Here is a 16,500-nt window from a genome sequence, read left to right on the forward strand (position 1 = left end):
ACGGCAGTTATGAAAATTATTTTGAAATTTTCATGATGTTTTCTTGTCCAGCTTTGATTTCACCGGATTCTTGAAGGTCAATAAATTGTCCTTCACTTAAGTTGGTAAATACAATTGGTGTCATCAAAGATGGTACTTCAGACTTAATTTTATCAATATCAACCTCTAAAAGTTTTTGACCGATTTCTACTTGATCTCCCTCTTGTACAAATGCTTCAAATCCTTCTCCTTTGAGGCCGACCGTATCAATTCCGAAGTGGATTAAAATTTCAAGTCCACCGTCAGATTGCAGGCCAATGGCGTGTTTCGTCGGGAACACATTTAAGATCTTCCCTCTTACCGGTGAAACAACCGTTCCATCTGTTGGCAAGATAGCGAAACCGTCACCCATCATTTTCCCTGAGAATACTTGATCTGGTACATCTGTAATTGGATGAAGCTCCCCTGTAATTGGTGAAGCAAAAATTTCTTCCCCTTGTTCATTTTGAAGCGGCTTTGCAATGACTTCTTCGACCTGCTGGCTGACTTCTTCTTTTGCAGAAGGGTCTTTCGCTGGACGAGGCGTGCGGCCTGCAATGATATCCTGCATTTGTGTTTTTAAATTATCAGAACGCGGGCCGAAAATTGCCTGGATGTTGTTCCCTACTTCGAGAACACCAGAAGCGCCAAGCTTTTTCAAGCGGTCTTTGTCCACTTTCTTCTGATCATTGACAGTAACACGTAAACGCGTGATACAAGCATCAAGGTGCTTAATGTTTTCTTGATCACCCATTGCTTCAAGGATTTCATAAGGCAAGTCATTCCCTTTTTCAGACTTTGCCTCACTTGCTCCGTCTGCTGCTTCATCCTCGCGGCCTGGCGTTTTCAGATTAAATTTGCGAATGGCGAATCTAAATCCGAAGTAGTAAATGACAGCAAGTACGAGACCTACTGGAATGACAAGCCACCAAGCGGTTCTATTCGGAAGGATACCAAATAGGAAGAAGTCGATTAACCCTCCTGAGAAGGTCATCCCGATTTTCACGTTTAGAATATCCATTATCATAAAGGATAATCCAGCAAATACACAGTGAATCGCAAATAATATCGGTGCTACAAACAAGAATGAGAATTCAAGCGGTTCAGTGATCCCTGTTAGGAAAGAAGTAAGGGCCGCTGATCCCATAATTCCTGCTACAAGCTTTTTATTCTTTGGTTTTGCTTCATGGTAAATCGCAAGAGCTGCTGCTGGAAGACCGAACATCATGAATGGATATTTCCCTGTCATGAATGTACCAGCTGTCAGCTGAACACCATCTTTGATTTGCGCCATGAAAATACGCTGGTCACCACGGATAATATCTCCTGATAAGCTCTTATAGCTAAAAAATTCATACCAGAATGGTGCGTAGAATATGTGATGCAGACCAAACGGAATTAATGAGCGTTCAATGACTCCGAATACAAAGGCAGCCAGCGGCTCATTCGCTGCAAGCAGTCCTGTTGAAAATGAGTTTAATGCACCTTGGATTGGCGGCCAAATGACTAGCATCAAAAGCCCTAAAATAAGTGCTGAAATAGAAGTGACGATTGGAACAAAACGCTTACCAGCAAAGAAACCAAGATATTGCGGGAGCTCAATTTTGTAAAATTTATTAAACATATAAGCGGCTAATACCCCGACGATAATCCCGCCAAAAACGCCGGTAGACAAGGTCGGTATACCGAGCATATTCACATATGCTGGATGGCTTTCCTTAAAGAACTTAGCCAATTTGATTGAATCGGATGGAATAGATCCGTTAGCCATTAATACGGCACTCATCGTTACGTTCATGACAAGGTAACCGATGATAGCGGCAATCCCTGCCACTCCGTCTCCATTGGCAAGACCGATGGCAACCCCTACAGCAAATAATAGCGGAAGATTCGAGAAGACGATGTTCCCCGCATTCTCCATGACACTTGCAACAAGCTGAATTGTATCATTGCTTAAAAATTGAGCTACATCAATCAGCTGCGGATTTTGCATCGCATTCCCAAGTGCTAGTAAAATACCGGCAGCAGGAAGGATCGCAACTGGAAGCATAAGAGCTCGTCCAATTTTTTGCAACACACCAAAAAGTGATTTAAACACTGGTTGAACCTCCTTTTGTTTTCGCTTACAACATACATTTGGGCTGCTCCCTGACGTACATTTCATAATTAACCGTTTACATTTCACTTTCAAACGCAAAAAAGGCATGGTGATATAAGGTTGCGCAAATAACAGGATCTTATCCTGTATTTACCTTAAGTCACTCATGCCTGATCGAATCAGTTACACGTTTCAAGGAAACTATGAAATTTTATTTGTCAATCTGTACAGATGAAGTGTCAGGTAGACAGCCTCAGCATCCTGTACAGGCTTTTTCAATGCATGCTGCAAAATTTTGATCATTTTCCAAGCAGTATTGTAGCATAAAGGATATTCATTTTTCAATAGATGAAGCAATTTTTCTGGCTCCTCTAAAGATTCTCCCCGTTTAATACGTTCAATTGAAAACGTAATATGTCGTAATAAGCGTAAATAATGAATACTTTCTCTGTCTACTTTCATATGAAATGAATCTTCTATGACTTGGACCATTTGTGTAATCAGCTGCGAATGACGGTTCACCTCAGATAAAGGCCGATTCGTCAAAGCTGAATGGATATGGAGCGCTATAAAGCCAATTTCCCCTTCTGGCAGCTTCGTTTTGACATCTGGCCGCTCGTTAATCAGTTCAACGACTTCCTTTGCGACCTCGTATTCTTTCGGGTATAGCGATTGCGTCTCAAGCATAAAAGGGTTCGTGATATCATAGCCTTGCTGCACCCGCTTAAAACTAAACGCAATATGGTCGGTCAGTGCAACATGAATATGCTCATTCAAGCGTTGTCCCATTTTTTCTCGTATATGATAAATGACGTCATTGGCAAGCTCGATCATGTTCTCATCAATATGATGAAGCAGTTGTTTATATTCTGTTTGTTCCTTCGTGTTTTTTAACACAAACATTTTTTCAAACACGTCTTGATCGAGAGCATCCCCCGATTTTTTACCGAAGCCAATTCCTTTCCCAATCAGAACCACTTCGCCCAAAGAAGGGTGCCTTGCGATGATGACATTATTATTTAACGCTTTATCAACGGTGAAGGATTCCATGAACATCCCCACCTCCTTCTTTTTCAATCCCTCTTATCGTACAAAACAGATGAAACGTGCGTCAACGATTGTTTTTCAAAACGGTTGTTGTTCGCTCAATCAGGCGAAATGGCAGCATTCTTTTTTCTGATTTCTCTCCCTTTAATGACCGGTCAAACAAGTCAAACGCTTCCTGCCCCATTTGTTTGAGGGGAATATGAATGCTGGAAATACCTAGCGCCTCACTCAATTGGTTATTTTGAAAGCTGAGTATGGCTGGTGATTCTCCTACTTTTATGTCATGACGCTGCGCCTCTAATAAAAAGCCTGCAGAGACTTCGTCATTTGTAATGAATAAAGCTGTAGGACGATTTTTCATTTTCTGCCATTCTGCAAATAAGTGCTTCCCATCAAGCAGGGATAACTTCCCTTCGATGATCCATTCCTCATCAATGGCCTGCCCGAGGGATTGCATCATATCTTGATAAGCTTGAAGGCGCGACTCGCTATTTGCTCCTTCTGTTCTCGCAAGAACGATCGCAATTCGTTGATGTCCGCATGCCGCCAAATGATGCAGGCCCTCCTTAAATGCTTGATCATGTGCAATCGACACGGTTGAGCACTTACCGTGCGGCGCAGGATGACAAAATATAATCGGTCCAGATTCCTGCCATTTTAAAATGTGCCTATCACTTAGCGCATTTGAACAAAATATTAAACCATCCACACGGCGCTCTTTTAAACTCATTAACGCTTCTTTTTCTTTTAATGGATCATATCCTGTTTGAAATAAAGCAAAATGCATGCCGCGCGCCTGTGCTTTTTCTGCAATACCTGTGACGAGTGCGCTGAAATAAGAATGTTCAATGTTTGGAAGGACGATGCCAAGCATATTCGAATAGCCCTTTGCTAAATGGACCGCCTGGATGTTTCTCGTATATTTGAGCTCTTTCATCGCTTGTAGAACACGTTCCCTTTTTTCTTCTTTAACATAAGGATGCTCATTCAACACACGTGATACGGTTGTCACAGATACACCCGCTCTTTTCGCAATCTCCCTTATGTTTGCCATTTTTTCTCCTACTTTCTCTTGATATGGTAAGCGTTTCATACTTTAAGATGTATGTGAGCTAAACAAATCACTGGATGGAAAGGGGAATTCAAGATGGGTTTCATCATATGGATTATATTATGTATGACTGTTTTGTTTTCTGCTCGTTTTGCATTACATCCTTTAGGAAAAGAACATAAAATCAAACCGTTTCAATCAATTGATGATTTTTTTGTTGATAAGGATCGAGAAGAGTGATAAAAAATCACGATGACGCTTCCAAGACCTGGACGTTCATCGTGATTTTTTTCATTATTTGATGATCGTCAGCTCTTTCGGATAATTGGTTAAAGTGACTGGACCATCTGCCGTAATGAGAACATCATCTTCAATTCTTACGCCGCCGACTCCCGGGACATAAATTCCTGGTTCAATCGTATACACCATACCTTCTTGCAGAAGGTCGTCATTTGCCTGACTCATAGAAGGAAACTCATGAACAGAAACCCCTAACCCATGTCCGAGGCGATGCGGGAAATATTCACCATATCCCGCTTCAGTGATCAGCCCGCGGGCTTTTAAGTCAAGATCACCGATTCTCACGCCGGACTTACTCATTTCAAGTGCTGCCATTTCTGCATTTAAGACCGTTTGATAAATGTCCTTTTGTTTTTCAGAAGCTTCCTGATAGATGAATGTTCTTGTGATGTCTGAGCAATATCCATCGACAATAACGCCAAGATCAAATAACACAAAATCGCCTTTTTTTAAGGCTGCCTGCCCCGGATTTCCATGAGGCTCGCCTGATTTTTCACCAAAGAGAACCATGGTAGAAAAGGACATGCCTTGAATGCCTTTTTTCTTTAGTTCATATTCAATGACAGCGAGAACTTCTGTTTCCGTGATTCCTTCTTTTAAGGCGTTAACCCCAATTTTTACACCTTCATCTGCTAATTGTGCCGCTTTTTTGAGTGTAGCAATTTCAGATTCATCTTTAATCAGTCTGAGCTGATTGAGCTCATTTTCAGCCCGGACGAAAGTTTCTGCCCCCGTGACAGCTTGGAGCTGCTCTGCTCTTTGAAGCGGTATCGATTCTTTTTCAATCGCAAGACGCTCGGCATGAACACCCCGTTTTTCTATCGCTGATTGAATGAAATCAAATGGATTCTCATGATCTTCATATCCAATGATATCGCCGGACCATCCTGCATTTTTTGCCTGCTCGACTTCCATTTTAGGCAAAATAAAAAATGGTTCTGCCTCTTGAAACACAAACAGCCCCATCACTCTTTCATGCGGCTCTGTGAAGTATCCAGATAGATAAAACACATTTTCCTTTGTATGTATAAATGCACCTTGAATGTCTTCTTTCTTAAGCCAGGAAGACAAGCTCTTCATTCGGTTCATCATGATCCTCCTCACACGTTTTACTACTGATCCATTGTATCAGTTTTTGCTGTATTTCGCACAAAAGCGCACTGGCATGGATCCAGTGCGCCCTGATGATTGAATTAAGATGCACGAAGCAGACGCAGACCATTTAAAATGACCAAAATCGTACTTCCTTCATGCCCGATGACGCCAAAAGGCAAATCAAGCACTTGTAAGAAATTCGCACAAATTAACAGACAGATCACCGTTAATGAGAAAACAATGTTTTGCTTAATGATTCGATTCATTTTTCTTGAAAGACGGATCATCTTTGTTAGGTTATTTAAATTGTTCTTCATTAAGATGAGATCCGCAGTCTCTAAAGCAACGTCTGTACCTCCGCCCATCGCAACCCCAACATCTGCTGTGGCGAGTGCTGGCGCATCATTGATTCCGTCTCCTACCATGATGATTGAATTACCTTGTTTTTTTAATTGATTGACCTCATGTACCTTTTCATCTGGAAGACATTCAGCCACGACAGCTTGGATACCGGCTTCCTGCGCAATCGCTTCAGCCGTTTTATGCTGATCTCCTGTCAGCATGACGGTTTGGATGCCTAAATCATTTAGTTCTTGAATCATTTTTTTGGCTTCAGGTCTGATTTGATCCTTAAGACCAAGACAGCCAACAACTTCTTCACCCTTTTGAACGTAGACCACTGTGTATCCTTGCGCTGAAAGGTCATCACCGGTCTCTTCCATCTCGCGGTCGATTGACGCCTTACCAGCGAAGTCTTTCTTCCCAATCCGCCACGTTTCCCCATTTAATTGTGCTTTCACACCAAATCCAGAGGTTTCTTCAATGGTGACATGGACTGATCTTTCTGTTTGGTGCTCTTTTGCCATATCAGAAATTGCTTTCGCTAATGGGTGGTTTGATTGGCTCTCAATTTGATAGAGTGCCTGATAAAAAGCAGATTCATCCTGCCCTTTAGCGATGACGACTTGTTCTACGGCTGGCTTCCCGCTTGTAATTGTCCCCGTTTTATCAAAAGCAATCATGCTGCTTGTGCCTAGTTTTTCTAAAAAGACACTACCTTTGACAAGCATTCCATTTCTCGCGCCATTTGAGATCAATGACAGTGCTGCCGGCATTATGGATGCAACTAGAGCACAAGGTGAAGCAACGACCATAAACACCATTGCTCGGTAGAAGGTTTCACTCATACTCCAGCCGAGTACAAAATGAGGCAGAACCATTAAAATCGCAACGGTGATCAGCACACCTTTTACATAGGCACCCTCGAATTTTTCAATAAATGCCTGGCTTGGCGAAACACTTTCTTGAGCGGATTCGACAAGTTTAATAATTTTATGGAAAAGCGTTTCTTCATTATGTTTAGTGACTTCCACTGTTAAGGAACCATTTAAGTTCACTGTTCCTGCAAAGACGTCTTCCCCCTGCCCTTTTTCCTGTGGAACAGATTCGCCTGTAAGTGCAGATTCGTCCACACTTGTTCTCCCGCTTAAAATCACACCATCTGCCGCAATGCGTTCCCCGGCTTTGATCATAATACGGTCACCTGGTGTTAATGATGAAGCGGCGATTTGAATGGTCGTACCATCTTCTTCAATTAAAGTTGCTTCATCTGGTGCAATGCTCATTAATGCTGTTAAATCTTTCTTGCTTTTATTTGACGTATACGTTTCTAGCGCACCACTCAGTGAGAAAATAAAAATTAAAATAGCGCCTTCTGCCCAATAGCCGATCAGAGCTGAGCCTATTGCTGCGAAAATCATTAAAAGTTCCACATTCAAGGTCTTAGACGAAATCGTTTCTTCAATTCCTTCTTTCGCCTTTGCAAAACCACCAATGACAAATGCCAGGATGAAAAGAGGAATGCTCCACATGCTCTCATCCTTTAGAATCCATCCAATTAAAATGAGAATCCCCGATATCCCTGCTGCAATTAATTCTCCGTGCTGTGCCCATTTATGTAAGGACCATTTCGATTCCTTTTGATTTGTCGTTTGGTAAAGTGCTGTATTCTCATTCATGATTGTTTTCTCCTCTCTAATTGATAATCGTTTTCACATTATCAATCGTTGCCCGTTTCTTATTCCATCTATATTTTCTGCTATTTCAAGCTTTTTATTGGTCTGTAACTCATTATAACAGGTTCTGAACAATTTTCAATTAATAATTATTATAATTTCTTTTTGATAATAATTATCATTATTGATATAGACCGTTCCTTCTTCTTCTGAGCACAGTGTATTCAGATGAAAAGCAAATGAACACAAAAAAGAACCAACAGAATTGGTTCTTTCACAGAAAGGATTGGTTCTACGAATTCGTCCACTCTTTGATTTGTTTTTTCGTCAGTGGACCTACATGATTTTTCACCACTTCCCCTTTTTCATTAATCAAAAAGGTCGTTGGAATGGTGATAATTTGATATTTCTTCATCATTTCTCCGTGTTCATCTAGTATGATCGGAAATGTAAACCTTCTGTCTTTCACAAATTGGGCAACAGCATGTTTACTTTGTTCAGCACCTAGTAAATTCACGGTCAATATGTCAACATCACTCTGATTTTCTTTCACAATCTGTTCAAATTCGGGCAGCTCCATTTTGCAGGACGGACACCATGTTGTCCAAAAATGCAAAATGGTCTTTTTCCCTTTTGCGGGAACCATCTGCATTTCTCCAGTTAATGTCGGTGCCTCTATTCTTGGCGCCATAATAGGCTCTTTTGCTTCCGCTGCTGCGCTCATTAGAAATAGCAGCATGGTCATCATTAGAAGACTGGCGGGTAGATGTTTACGATTCATCAGGATCTTCCTTCCCAGTTTTCTTATAGCTTGCCCTCTCGATGGCGATGACATTCAAGCTTTTTTCAATGTAAGAAACATTGAAACGCCGAGCTCCTTACAAATCGTCGCATAATGCAGAGCAGTCAAAAGCAGCATGCCTGTGTTCATCCCTAAAATAACCCCCATCATATTCAGGCTTTCCATTGAACCGAGGAAATACACCATAGAAAAAGAGACGACATGCACCCATATATTATGTAGGAACACATCTTTGATGAGCCCCATACCGATTAAACACGCTTGAAACGGCATCACAAACAGGTGGCATAAAAAGTATGGCCAAAGCAGCTGTAAATAGACAGCAGCTTGCGGTGAATCAAAAAAGAGCTGTGTGAGCGGGTAAGCAAAATAATACATGACCATCACTGCCGGCACCCCGTATCCAAACGTTATGAGAATCGCCTGTCTGACCCGTTTTTTCACAAGATCATACTGACCTAAAGCATAGGCTTCAGAGACACTCGGAATCATCACAATCATGATCGAATGAGCGATAAACGCTGGGAAAAAACCGATCGACATCGCGACACCAGCCAGCATGCCGTAATGATCAACAGCAAGTGTTCCAGAGATGCCTGCTGCAACGAGCGCTCCTTTGATTAAAAATGGTTCAACCGCATTAGCGATCGCATGAAAGATGCGCATGCCCGTTGTCGGTATGGAAACGGCTAATAGGCGCTTTCGCACATCAATCCCTCTTAATTCAACAGACCTGACATTCACAGCATTTTTCGCCATGACGTATTGGGAGTATAAATAAATAAAGACGACAAGATCACTCGCAACAATGACACCGATGGCGATGAGAACTGCTGTTTCAATATCAAACGAATACCAATGAAAAAACAAAAATAAGCAGATCAGCTGGATCGTTTTCTTCATCATATTGGCTAGAGCGATTCTGCCCATTTGCTGCTTTCCCATAAAGTAGCCGCGGGCAATGGAGGTAAACGCAATAATCGGGATAAGTGACAGCACTAGGCCCTTCATAAGCGGATGATACGACTGAAACACTGGAATGAAAGGCAGTACAATGGCTGCTATACCTGTTGTTGTACTTGTCACCACAAGCGTCATTTTAAAGGCATGACGGAGCATACTTTTGTGGAGACGCTCATGTGATTCTGCAATGAATTTAGAAATGGAGACTGGCAGCTCTAAGCTGGCGATCACAAGGACAAGCATGATGATTGGAAGGATACTCATATATAAACCCATTCCATGTTCTCCAAGCTCTCTCGCTAAAATCATATTGACTAAAAACTCGATACACTCCGCAATAAAAGCTGCGACAGATAGCAGAATGACCCCTTTTACAAATCGATTCATGTAGCCTCCCCTTGTCTAAAGCAAATTCTTTTCACATTCTATGAGACAAGTCCAAAAAATATTTTAATAATTGAAGACAAAAAAAGAGCAATCTCATTGATCGCTCTATGCATGTAAACAAACCCTCGCTATTGATGTCAGTCCCACGTGCTAGTGTTCACGAATGTCAAACTTGCTCCGCGCCAATACTCGTCCTTTCTAAAATTTAGGGATTTTCATATCACGATTAAGAAGACAAGGGGCTAAAATAAACAACATTTTAGTCCTTTGTCAACAATCTGAAGCAGGCTCTTACTGGAGCCTGCTTCTTTTTTAATATTTTTTTCCGAGTCGTGTTTGATGGCTAACCTTTTTTAGAAGTTTTTTGCGCTTTGAATCTTTGTAGACAGATAAGACAAATTTGTTGTTCCAGTAGCCGTTTTTCGGACTGTAGTACGTTTTGAATGTGTAATGAAAGACTTTTTGACCTGTTGATCCTGAAGCGGATGTTACTGCTGTAGCAATTATGGCTACTGCTTTCAGTGTCAAAACTGCGCCAGCTATAGCACCGGTCCCCGTTGGTAATGCTAAAATAGCACCTGTCACAAGAGCGACAATAGCAACAGTGATGTTGAATTTGTTTTTATAGTTTTTTACAAGTCTCCATTGGTAATCTTTGTTTAACTTTGTGCTAATCTCGCTGTCTTCATTGATTAATTCTTTTCCAGCTTCTTTAAATTCCTCTAACTCAACTAATTCATTGTTGATACGAAGTTCTTTTTTTTCTCGGTCAAAAGAGACGGTATCAACTCGTTCGCCATTATCAATCGTTATAGTTTGAGTGCTGCCTTTGGTCACAGAATTGAAAGTATGTACCTTACCTTCAATTTCGGTTTGATAAGATTCTTTAATTTCTTGAGGTTGATGGGTTACTGCGGCTACGGTTTGTAATGGAACTGTTAAAAATAGCGTCAGGCCTAAAAGCACGATTATGAACTTTTTCAATTTGGATATTTCCCCCTTGTTTTTTGTGCGATAATATACATATGGATAAAAAATGCTTTTCTTTTAAAAAAAGGTAATTAGGGAGTGGTTGATGTGTTTTGTAATTGGGTAGTAGGCATGATCGGGATAATCATAGGAGCTTGTATTTTTGCAACGGAGTTCGAAGATGCTACTTTCTTCACTCGCTTTATTTTCAAGCTTATTGCGATTTTACTTATTGTGTTTTCAGTGACTTTTATTAAGTGGCGGCGGAAAAATAAAACAGCATAAGTCATAGTTCTCCCTCCTTTTTTGACATGTTTTCATCCTATCATTGATTGATTTACATTTGGGAATTCATTGGAAAATTCCTTTTTGGGTTGCGGTGACCGCAATATAGGTTCTTTTATTTTGGGGGAGAATTTATGATGACTGTAGTACCAGTATTGATGATGTTAATCGGTGCTTCTTATTTTGCTGTTTATATGAAAAAACGTAAAAATAATAAAGAAAAAGAGATGGGGTATAAAGTTCTTTTTGCCGTTGTATTCTTTTTACTGAGTGTCCCTTTCATCAATATGGTCATCACTGGATAATAAAGAACAGGCTCTTCAGCCTGTTTTTTTGTTTCTTAAAATACATGGCGCCTATTTCAAAAACACCACCAATAGCGTTTATATTCGATTCTAAGCACGTTTATTTTTTTATAGTGTGACGCTTTAAGTGCGCTTATATGGGATTTAAAAACGTTTGCCATTTTAACTGCTACGATAGCATCTAAAAACAGATATACCTTGTGTCCTACTTGCTTAAAAAGTTATTGCGACATGCCGAAAATTTACACATAAATGGTTAAAAAGGGTTTTATTAGGAATTATTATGCTAACATTTATTAAAAATTGGTTTTCTAGGGGGGATTGTAGATGGCGTCTATACCGTCTCCAGTTGTAGCGATCAAGATCAATGATTGGTATAAGCATATAAAAAGATTCAATGTGAAAGAGGCCCATATGCTAAGAGAAGAGGTTAGAAAAGATATCGATGTCATGGAAGAAGATGAACAGGCGGTTCTTTATTTTCAGTTGATGGAATTCCGTCATCATTTGATGACAGACTATGTGCAGCCTTCTAAAGAACCACTTGAAAAGTCGGATTACTTGAAAGCTGTAGAAGGATAAGGAAAGAAAATGTCAGCCATTCTTGAATACTATTTTAATTTTTTTCAAGGAATGTATGAATTCAAAAATGGTGAGTTTATTAGAGCTATTGTGTTCTATAAGCGCGCGGAAAAGCGCTTGGAGCAAGTAGGAGATGAGTTAGAAAGAGCGGAATTTTATTACAAATTATCAGAAGTGTTTTATCACATGAAACAGACCCACGTGTCTATGTATTACGTTGGTCTTTCTTATGATACTTATAAGGCACATAAGAGCAATTCACTTTATATGATTCGAGAAATTAATTGTCTAACTGTTATGGCAGGTAATTTCATTGATTTTGAATGCAGAGAAAAGGCGCTTCCTCATTTATTGTCAGCTTTAGAAAAATCTAAGGCAATTTCTAATAAGCCAATGATTGTGAAGTCATTATTTAATATTGGTTGTTGTTATAAAGGATTAGGTGATTTTAATAGGGCACTAGCTTATTTTAATCAGGTGATTCTTGAAGGAGAGCCTATTCATGCTACAGAGTTGCTTTTGGTTTATTATGAATTATCGTTATTTCATTTGAGTCAAAAGGAATTTATTGAGGGAGAAAGATTTTTCAAAAGAGGCTTGGAAGAAGCGAAGAATAGAAAAAATGATCTGTTTTTATCGTTACTAATGGTATTGGAAATTATATTTTTAAAAACAGCAAACCTAAGTGAGGTCTTGAGCTCGTTGGAAAAATTAGAGAATGAGAGGGGTTATCCATACATGGAAGACCTAGCGCTCGAAGCGGCTCGGTACTATAATGAGAATGGGCGTATGGATGAATCTGTAAAAATGTATGAAAAAGTGATGTACGCCCGAAAACAAATCCAAAGGGGCGACTGTTCATATGAATTTTAAAACGGTTCTTACTGGTTTTTTGAGTGCTTCAGCATTGCTAGGTGTGATCTCTTTATCATCTGTCAATTTTGATGTGAATTCAAGAAATGCTACTTCTCCAGAATCAACTGATCTGACTGTAAGAAATGCTACAGGCAGTAGCGTTACTACTCAAGATTTTCCTCTTATAACTTTATCTCAACATGATAACGATTTTTCTGTAAGAAATGGAACACGTTCTAGTGTAAATCCGGATATTCGTTTTGGAACACGTGATTCTAGGTTATCTACTTGATGAATCAAACAGACCTTTAGGGTCTAAGACCGTAGTTAAGCCCCACCTTTACTTCGAGTAAAAGTGGGGTTTTCACTAATTTTGATTTCATGGCCGCGAAAGTAAGCATCGCTTGCATTGAAACTTTTTTCAGTCCTCGAAGTTTCGTCCATCGCATACCATGCTTTTTCTATTGCATCTGCAAAAACACGTTCTATTGTCTCTTTCCTTTTGCATAGATGTCCTTATTCATTTGTGTGAGTCTCAGATGGTCTGCTTCATCTAGATTGTCCTGCAAATAGATATTAGATCAAAACCATTTTAATGAGGACAACAATATCCACACTTGATCTGCCATTGTCTGAACTATAATGATCCTTTGACAAGATCATAAACGAAATCAAAATGAGCTTCAGGCACTAATTCATCTAAGGCAACTACTTCTAATTGATTTCTTCTTCACGTTTCGATAGCATATTCATCCCCCACAGAAATATGTTATTGCCCATATTATACAAAAAAGCGTGTAGGCTTTGTCTACACGCTGAGAGCAATCTCATTGATCGCTCTTTTTCTTTATACGGCAAATACGTGACGTCCGATGCGTTCTACAATTTTGCGGGAACGAATCCAATGATCTGTTGCCGTTTTTGGGTTATAAAAATAGATAGCCTTTGTTGTTCTGTCATGCTCTTTTACTACCTGCTTCACAGCTTTAATGGAATCTTGATCTGCCTTATCATGAATACTTCCATTCGATACTGGCTGGAAAGCATTTCGCTGATAGATCACACCTTTCACGCTGTCAGGAAAAGAACGATGCTCCACCCTGTTTAAGACAACGCTTGCCACCGCTTTTTTCCCTTCGTAAGATTCACCTTTCGCTTCAGCGTGTACCAATCGAGAAAGCAAGTCCATTTCTTCATTAGAATACTGTTTGCCGCTTGCCTTATTCGTCGTTTCAGATTTTACTCTTTTCTTTTGCTTCGGTTTTGAAGACTTTTCTTCTGTTGACGTACTTAGCATTTTCACTTTTGGCTGACGCTTCTCTTCAGAAAATGCTGGGATGACTTGATCGTGACCTTGATCTATATATGAAAGCTGATGTTTAACAGGTACTTGTGAAAGTTCGTGACTTAATGTGTCTTGATGCTCTTGTATATTGTCCATCTTCATTGCTGCAACGAGCATAAGGATGACAAAAAGAGCTGTATGAATTTTAATCATTCGCCTTTTTCCTCCTTTAATCAAAGTAGGCTGTAAGATACTTGTCCACTCTAACAAGACCTCATTCTATTTTCACGCACAAAGATTTACATGCCTGTCCAAATTCCGTCATTAAATGGCATGTCCTAGTTTTGCGCACATAAAATGGAATTGTTAGCGCTTAAAAAGGTCCCTTTTTCACCTATCATCATCCTTATGCTCCTGTTTATGGGTTATTACATTTTCTTTTCATATGTATCAAAGTGGTTTGAAGTGTGACAAAAGAACGAAAATAAAAAAGCTTTCTCTCATCAATGAGAAAAAGCTTTAGCTTCTTGCTTCTGTAAGATATTCAAAAATAACATCTCCACCATGTTTGGCGATTCCGCGAAAATGTTTAAAATCATCTTGATTCACCAAAACAGAACGAAACGTTAAAAAGTCATCTTTTTGGATGGTCACCTGTTTTTCCGTCCCATTCCGTAAAGATTCGATGATTGTGAGGATTTGTTCTTCAGTCAAAAAAACCGCTCCTTTTCAGCCATGATCAAATATTAAATATACCATTCGTTAGAAGAGCATACAACGAAAACAAAACAAAAACGTCTTTATCCTTTACATTGGTATGAAAATATTGCAAAATACTTTTTAATAGGGAATGAAATCTGTTTTTAAAGGAGAGGGATCGGTTGAAGATTGCAAAAATTGGAAATGTGATCGAATTTAGAAATGGTTTAACAGGTGTAGTTGAAAAAGTGAATGAAAACTCTGTCATTGTGGATGTCACCATTATGGACAACTATAGAGATTTAGAACTGGATTCACTAACAGTCGTTAATCATAAAAACTATAAAATCATCAAAGACTCCGTACATTAATTTGCAATCCTCAATACAGACGATCGGTACATACGTATATATATATCACGATTTGACCAAATGGTGATTTCTATTTCAATACCCTTCTTTTTCATTTTAAAAAAATGATAAGATGCCGTATTAGCTCTAGACAGGAGAAACTAATATGCAAAATTCCAATGATATCATTGTACGTTTTGGAAAAATGGAAGATGCTGAAATGACTTTAGAAATACAGAAATCAGTTATTGCTGAATCAGATTATCTACTTACATCACCTGAAGAAAACAAAAAAACCCTCATAGAACACAGGAAATGGATACAGAAAAGAATTGAAAATGAAAACGAGACTTACATAGTTGCTCAAACTGATGAGAAAGTCATTGGATGGTTAGCCTTTGAACATTCATCAAATAGAAAAAGAACTTCTCATACGGGATCATTCGGGCTGATGGTGCATAAGAGCTATAGAGGTTTAGGCGTAGGGGAAAAGTTACTAACAGCTTTATTACATTGGGCAGAAAAGAATCCTTCAATTGAAAAGGTTAGTTTAGCCGTTTTCTCTACAAATCAAAAGGCCATTTCTTTGTACAAAAAGATGGGGTTTATAGAAGAAGGACGTAAAATAAAAGAATTTAAAATAAATGATCATGAATACTGGGATGATGTTTTAATGTATAAGCTGGTTTAATGCTGTGAAAACGAATTGCAGAAGTAAGGACATAATATCAATTGAGTCATCAATTTGTTATGTCCTTTTCTTTTTCTCACCATACATCATATCAGTAAGCATCAGTCTTTTTGCGTATGAAAGGTTTGCATTTCCGCCTTCGTCTTGTACATGTCGACTTCCTCAGGGGTGATCACTCCTTTATCAATCAAGAGGGCAATCACTCCAAGCAATGTGGAGGCACTCCATTTATACCGTTCTTTGTTTTGATGTTCAAGCATTTGAAGCTCTTCTCTAAGCTCCATTAGCAGCTGCTCTGCCCGCTCTTCTTTGTTTGCCAAATCCAACGCCTCCATTTACCATTCAATACCCCTATTTTATCTTAAATCAAATGTGATAAGCAAAAAAAGCATGATTCATCTTTACAAACATACGTTCTGTCATGTATAATATATTTACGAGCTGGTAGCCCCCAGCCGTCCTAGCAAGTTCTATTCCCATTCGTATGAGAAGAGTGACATGACTCTTCTCTTTTTTTATGATTGAATCGCTACAATCCCATAAAAAAAAGACATGCATCCGTCATGTCTCAGATTGTTGACAAAGGGCTAAAATGCTTGATTTTAGCCCTTTGTCTTCATTTCAGCGTGATAGAAAACCTTTGCAGTCTAGGAAGGACGAGAACCGGAGCGGAGCGAATTTGACATTCGTGAGAACCGGAGCG

General features: G+C 39.4%; 19 protein-coding genes and 1 pseudogene. 7 read left to right on the plus strand and 13 right to left on the minus strand.

Annotation, left to right across the window (positions count from 1 at the left end):
- Positions 1-16: 16 nt before the first annotated feature.
- The 3 genes from ptsG to QSJ46_RS11825 form a co-directional block, all read right to left on the minus strand.
- Positions 17-2,116 (minus strand): glucose-specific PTS transporter subunit IIBC, encoded by a 2,100-nt coding sequence (gene ptsG / locus QSJ46_RS11815; RefSeq protein ID WP_039178107.1) that lies wholly within the window; start codon positions 2,114-2,116, stop codon positions 17-19.
- 201 nt (positions 2,117-2,317) lie between these two features.
- Positions 2,318-3,172, minus strand: a complete 855-nt coding sequence (glcT, locus tag QSJ46_RS11820; protein ID WP_047203060.1) for a glucose PTS transporter transcription antiterminator GlcT — start codon at positions 3,170-3,172, stop codon at positions 2,318-2,320.
- 55 nt (positions 3,173-3,227) lie between these two features.
- Positions 3,228-4,217: a LacI family DNA-binding transcriptional regulator gene (locus QSJ46_RS11825; protein WP_285604742.1), complete on the minus strand. Its 990-nt coding sequence runs from the start codon at positions 4,215-4,217 to the stop codon at positions 3,228-3,230.
- A gap of 93 nt (positions 4,218-4,310) precedes the next feature.
- On the opposite strand from QSJ46_RS11825, the gene QSJ46_RS11830 reads away from it, so the two are divergent.
- Complete coding sequence (locus QSJ46_RS11830; protein ID WP_162842493.1) at positions 4,311-4,454, plus strand: hypothetical protein; 144 nt, start codon at positions 4,311-4,313, stop codon at positions 4,452-4,454.
- 54 nt (positions 4,455-4,508) lie between these two features.
- Here the strand turns inward: QSJ46_RS11830 and QSJ46_RS11835 are convergent, their stop codons facing one another.
- The 6 genes from QSJ46_RS11835 to QSJ46_RS11860 form a co-directional block, all read right to left on the minus strand.
- Positions 4,509-5,603 carry a M24 family metallopeptidase gene (locus QSJ46_RS11835; RefSeq protein WP_285604743.1) on the minus strand — a complete coding sequence of 365 codons (1,095 nt, stop codon included), beginning with the start codon at positions 5,601-5,603 and terminating at the stop codon, positions 4,509-4,511.
- Positions 5,604-5,707: 104 nt separating this feature from the next.
- Entirely contained in the window at positions 5,708-7,627 is a 1,920-nt protein-coding gene (locus QSJ46_RS11840; RefSeq protein ID WP_285604744.1) for a heavy metal translocating P-type ATPase, read from the minus strand.
- A 289-nt stretch (positions 7,628-7,916) separates the two neighbouring features.
- Positions 7,917-8,405, minus strand: coding sequence for an endospore biogenesis thiol-disulfide oxidoreductase StoA (gene stoA / locus QSJ46_RS11845; RefSeq protein ID WP_285604745.1), 489 nt, complete (start codon positions 8,403-8,405; stop codon positions 7,917-7,919).
- A gap of 54 nt (positions 8,406-8,459) precedes the next feature.
- A complete protein-coding gene (locus QSJ46_RS11850; protein WP_039178095.1) occupies positions 8,460-9,776 on the minus strand; it encodes a polysaccharide biosynthesis protein in 1,317 nt (438 codons plus the stop codon).
- A gap of 312 nt (positions 9,777-10,088) precedes the next feature.
- A complete protein-coding gene (locus tag QSJ46_RS11855; protein ID WP_285604746.1) occupies positions 10,089-10,760 on the minus strand; it encodes a hypothetical protein in 672 nt (223 codons plus the stop codon).
- Positions 10,761-10,837: 77 nt separating this feature from the next.
- The gene (locus tag QSJ46_RS11860; RefSeq protein ID WP_285604747.1) at positions 10,838-11,035 is read right to left on the minus strand and encodes a hypothetical protein; all 198 of its coding nucleotides are present in this window, start codon (positions 11,033-11,035) and stop codon (positions 10,838-10,840) included.
- 129 nt (positions 11,036-11,164) lie between these two features.
- On the opposite strand from QSJ46_RS11860, the gene QSJ46_RS11865 reads away from it, so the two are divergent.
- The 4 genes from QSJ46_RS11865 (at position 11,165) to QSJ46_RS11880 (ending at position 13,064) form a co-directional block, all read left to right on the plus strand.
- The gene (locus QSJ46_RS11865; protein WP_269773457.1) at positions 11,165-11,335 is read left to right on the plus strand and encodes a hypothetical protein; all 171 of its coding nucleotides are present in this window, start codon (positions 11,165-11,167) and stop codon (positions 11,333-11,335) included.
- Positions 11,336-11,662: 327 nt separating this feature from the next.
- The gene (locus tag QSJ46_RS11870) at positions 11,663-11,917 is read left to right on the plus strand and encodes a response regulator aspartate phosphatase (RefSeq protein ID WP_285604748.1); all 255 of its coding nucleotides are present in this window, start codon (positions 11,663-11,665) and stop codon (positions 11,915-11,917) included.
- 9 nt (positions 11,918-11,926) lie between these two features.
- The gene (locus QSJ46_RS11875) at positions 11,927-12,790 is read left to right on the plus strand and encodes a tetratricopeptide repeat protein (protein WP_285604749.1); all 864 of its coding nucleotides are present in this window, start codon (positions 11,927-11,929) and stop codon (positions 12,788-12,790) included.
- The gene (locus QSJ46_RS11880; RefSeq protein WP_047203052.1) at positions 12,780-13,064 is read left to right on the plus strand and encodes a hypothetical protein; all 285 of its coding nucleotides are present in this window, start codon (positions 12,780-12,782) and stop codon (positions 13,062-13,064) included. The genes QSJ46_RS11875 and QSJ46_RS11880 overlap by 11 nt, the downstream gene beginning before the upstream one ends.
- Positions 13,065-13,080: 16 nt before the next feature.
- Here the strand turns inward: QSJ46_RS11880 and QSJ46_RS11885 are convergent.
- The 3 genes and pseudogenes from QSJ46_RS11885 to QSJ46_RS11895 all read right to left on the minus strand — a co-directional run.
- Positions 13,081-13,338, minus strand: a pseudogene (locus tag QSJ46_RS11885) (transposase); the annotation flags it as partial.
- Positions 13,339-13,619: 281 nt separating this feature from the next.
- A complete protein-coding gene (locus QSJ46_RS11890; RefSeq protein WP_285604750.1) occupies positions 13,620-14,270 on the minus strand; it encodes a cell wall hydrolase in 651 nt (216 codons plus the stop codon).
- A 306-nt stretch (positions 14,271-14,576) separates the two neighbouring features.
- Complete coding sequence (locus QSJ46_RS11895; RefSeq protein ID WP_039178090.1) at positions 14,577-14,771, minus strand: hypothetical protein; 195 nt, start codon at positions 14,769-14,771, stop codon at positions 14,577-14,579.
- A 167-nt stretch (positions 14,772-14,938) separates the two neighbouring features.
- Here QSJ46_RS11895 and QSJ46_RS11900 point away from each other — a divergent pair, with 167 nt between their 5' ends.
- Together QSJ46_RS11900 and QSJ46_RS11905 are read left to right on the plus strand one after the other, a co-directional pair.
- Positions 14,939-15,127 carry a YkvS family protein gene (locus QSJ46_RS11900; protein ID WP_003211747.1) on the plus strand — a complete coding sequence of 63 codons (189 nt, stop codon included), beginning with the start codon at positions 14,939-14,941 and terminating at the stop codon, positions 15,125-15,127.
- Positions 15,128-15,272: 145 nt separating this feature from the next.
- The gene (locus QSJ46_RS11905) at positions 15,273-15,797 is read left to right on the plus strand and encodes a GNAT family N-acetyltransferase (RefSeq protein ID WP_047203050.1); all 525 of its coding nucleotides are present in this window, start codon (positions 15,273-15,275) and stop codon (positions 15,795-15,797) included.
- 101 nt (positions 15,798-15,898) lie between these two features.
- Here QSJ46_RS11905 and QSJ46_RS11910 read toward each other — a convergent pair whose 3' ends face one another.
- Complete coding sequence (locus QSJ46_RS11910) at positions 15,899-16,117, minus strand: hypothetical protein (protein ID WP_285604751.1); 219 nt, start codon at positions 16,115-16,117, stop codon at positions 15,899-15,901.
- Between the last annotated feature and the right edge of the window lie 383 nt (positions 16,118-16,500).

Source organism: Bacillus sp. YKCMOAS1 (genome assembly GCF_030268125.1).
In the GTDB taxonomy this organism is placed as follows: domain Bacteria; phylum Bacillota; class Bacilli; order Bacillales; family Bacillaceae; genus Bacillus; species Bacillus safensis.

Excerpts from the sequence above, each read along its gene's own strand:
- QSJ46_RS11880 (WP_047203052.1), top strand. The coding sequence starts at position 12,780 with ATGAATTTTAAAACGGTTCTTACTGGTTTTTTGAGTGCTTCAGCATTG.
- QSJ46_RS11870 (WP_285604748.1), top strand. The coding sequence starts at position 11,663 with ATGGCGTCTATACCGTCTCCAGTTGTAGCGATCAAGATCAATGATTGG.
- QSJ46_RS11850 (WP_039178095.1), bottom strand. The coding sequence starts at position 9,776 with ATGAATCGATTTGTAAAAGGGGTCATTCTGCTATCTGTCGCAGCTTTT.
- glcT (WP_047203060.1), bottom strand. The coding sequence starts at position 3,172 with ATGTTCATGGAATCCTTCACCGTTGATAAAGCGTTAAATAATAATGTC.
- QSJ46_RS11865 (WP_269773457.1), top strand. The coding sequence starts at position 11,165 with ATGATGACTGTAGTACCAGTATTGATGATGTTAATCGGTGCTTCTTAT.
- QSJ46_RS11860 (WP_285604747.1), bottom strand. The coding sequence starts at position 11,035 with ATGACTTATGCTGTTTTATTTTTCCGCCGCCACTTAATAAAAGTCACT.
- QSJ46_RS11840 (WP_285604744.1), bottom strand. The coding sequence starts at position 7,627 with ATGAATGAGAATACAGCACTTTACCAAACGACAAATCAAAAGGAATCG.
- QSJ46_RS11835 (WP_285604743.1), bottom strand. The coding sequence starts at position 5,603 with ATGAACCGAATGAAGAGCTTGTCTTCCTGGCTTAAGAAAGAAGACATT.
- QSJ46_RS11875 (WP_285604749.1), top strand. The coding sequence starts at position 11,927 with ATGTCAGCCATTCTTGAATACTATTTTAATTTTTTTCAAGGAATGTAT.
- QSJ46_RS11905 (WP_047203050.1), top strand. The coding sequence starts at position 15,273 with ATGCAAAATTCCAATGATATCATTGTACGTTTTGGAAAAATGGAAGAT.
- stoA (WP_285604745.1), bottom strand. The coding sequence starts at position 8,405 with ATGAATCGTAAACATCTACCCGCCAGTCTTCTAATGATGACCATGCTG.
- QSJ46_RS11825 (WP_285604742.1), bottom strand. The coding sequence starts at position 4,217 with ATGGCAAACATAAGGGAGATTGCGAAAAGAGCGGGTGTATCTGTGACA.
- QSJ46_RS11890 (WP_285604750.1), bottom strand. The coding sequence starts at position 14,270 with ATGATTAAAATTCATACAGCTCTTTTTGTCATCCTTATGCTCGTTGCA.
- QSJ46_RS11830 (WP_162842493.1), top strand. The coding sequence starts at position 4,311 with ATGGGTTTCATCATATGGATTATATTATGTATGACTGTTTTGTTTTCT.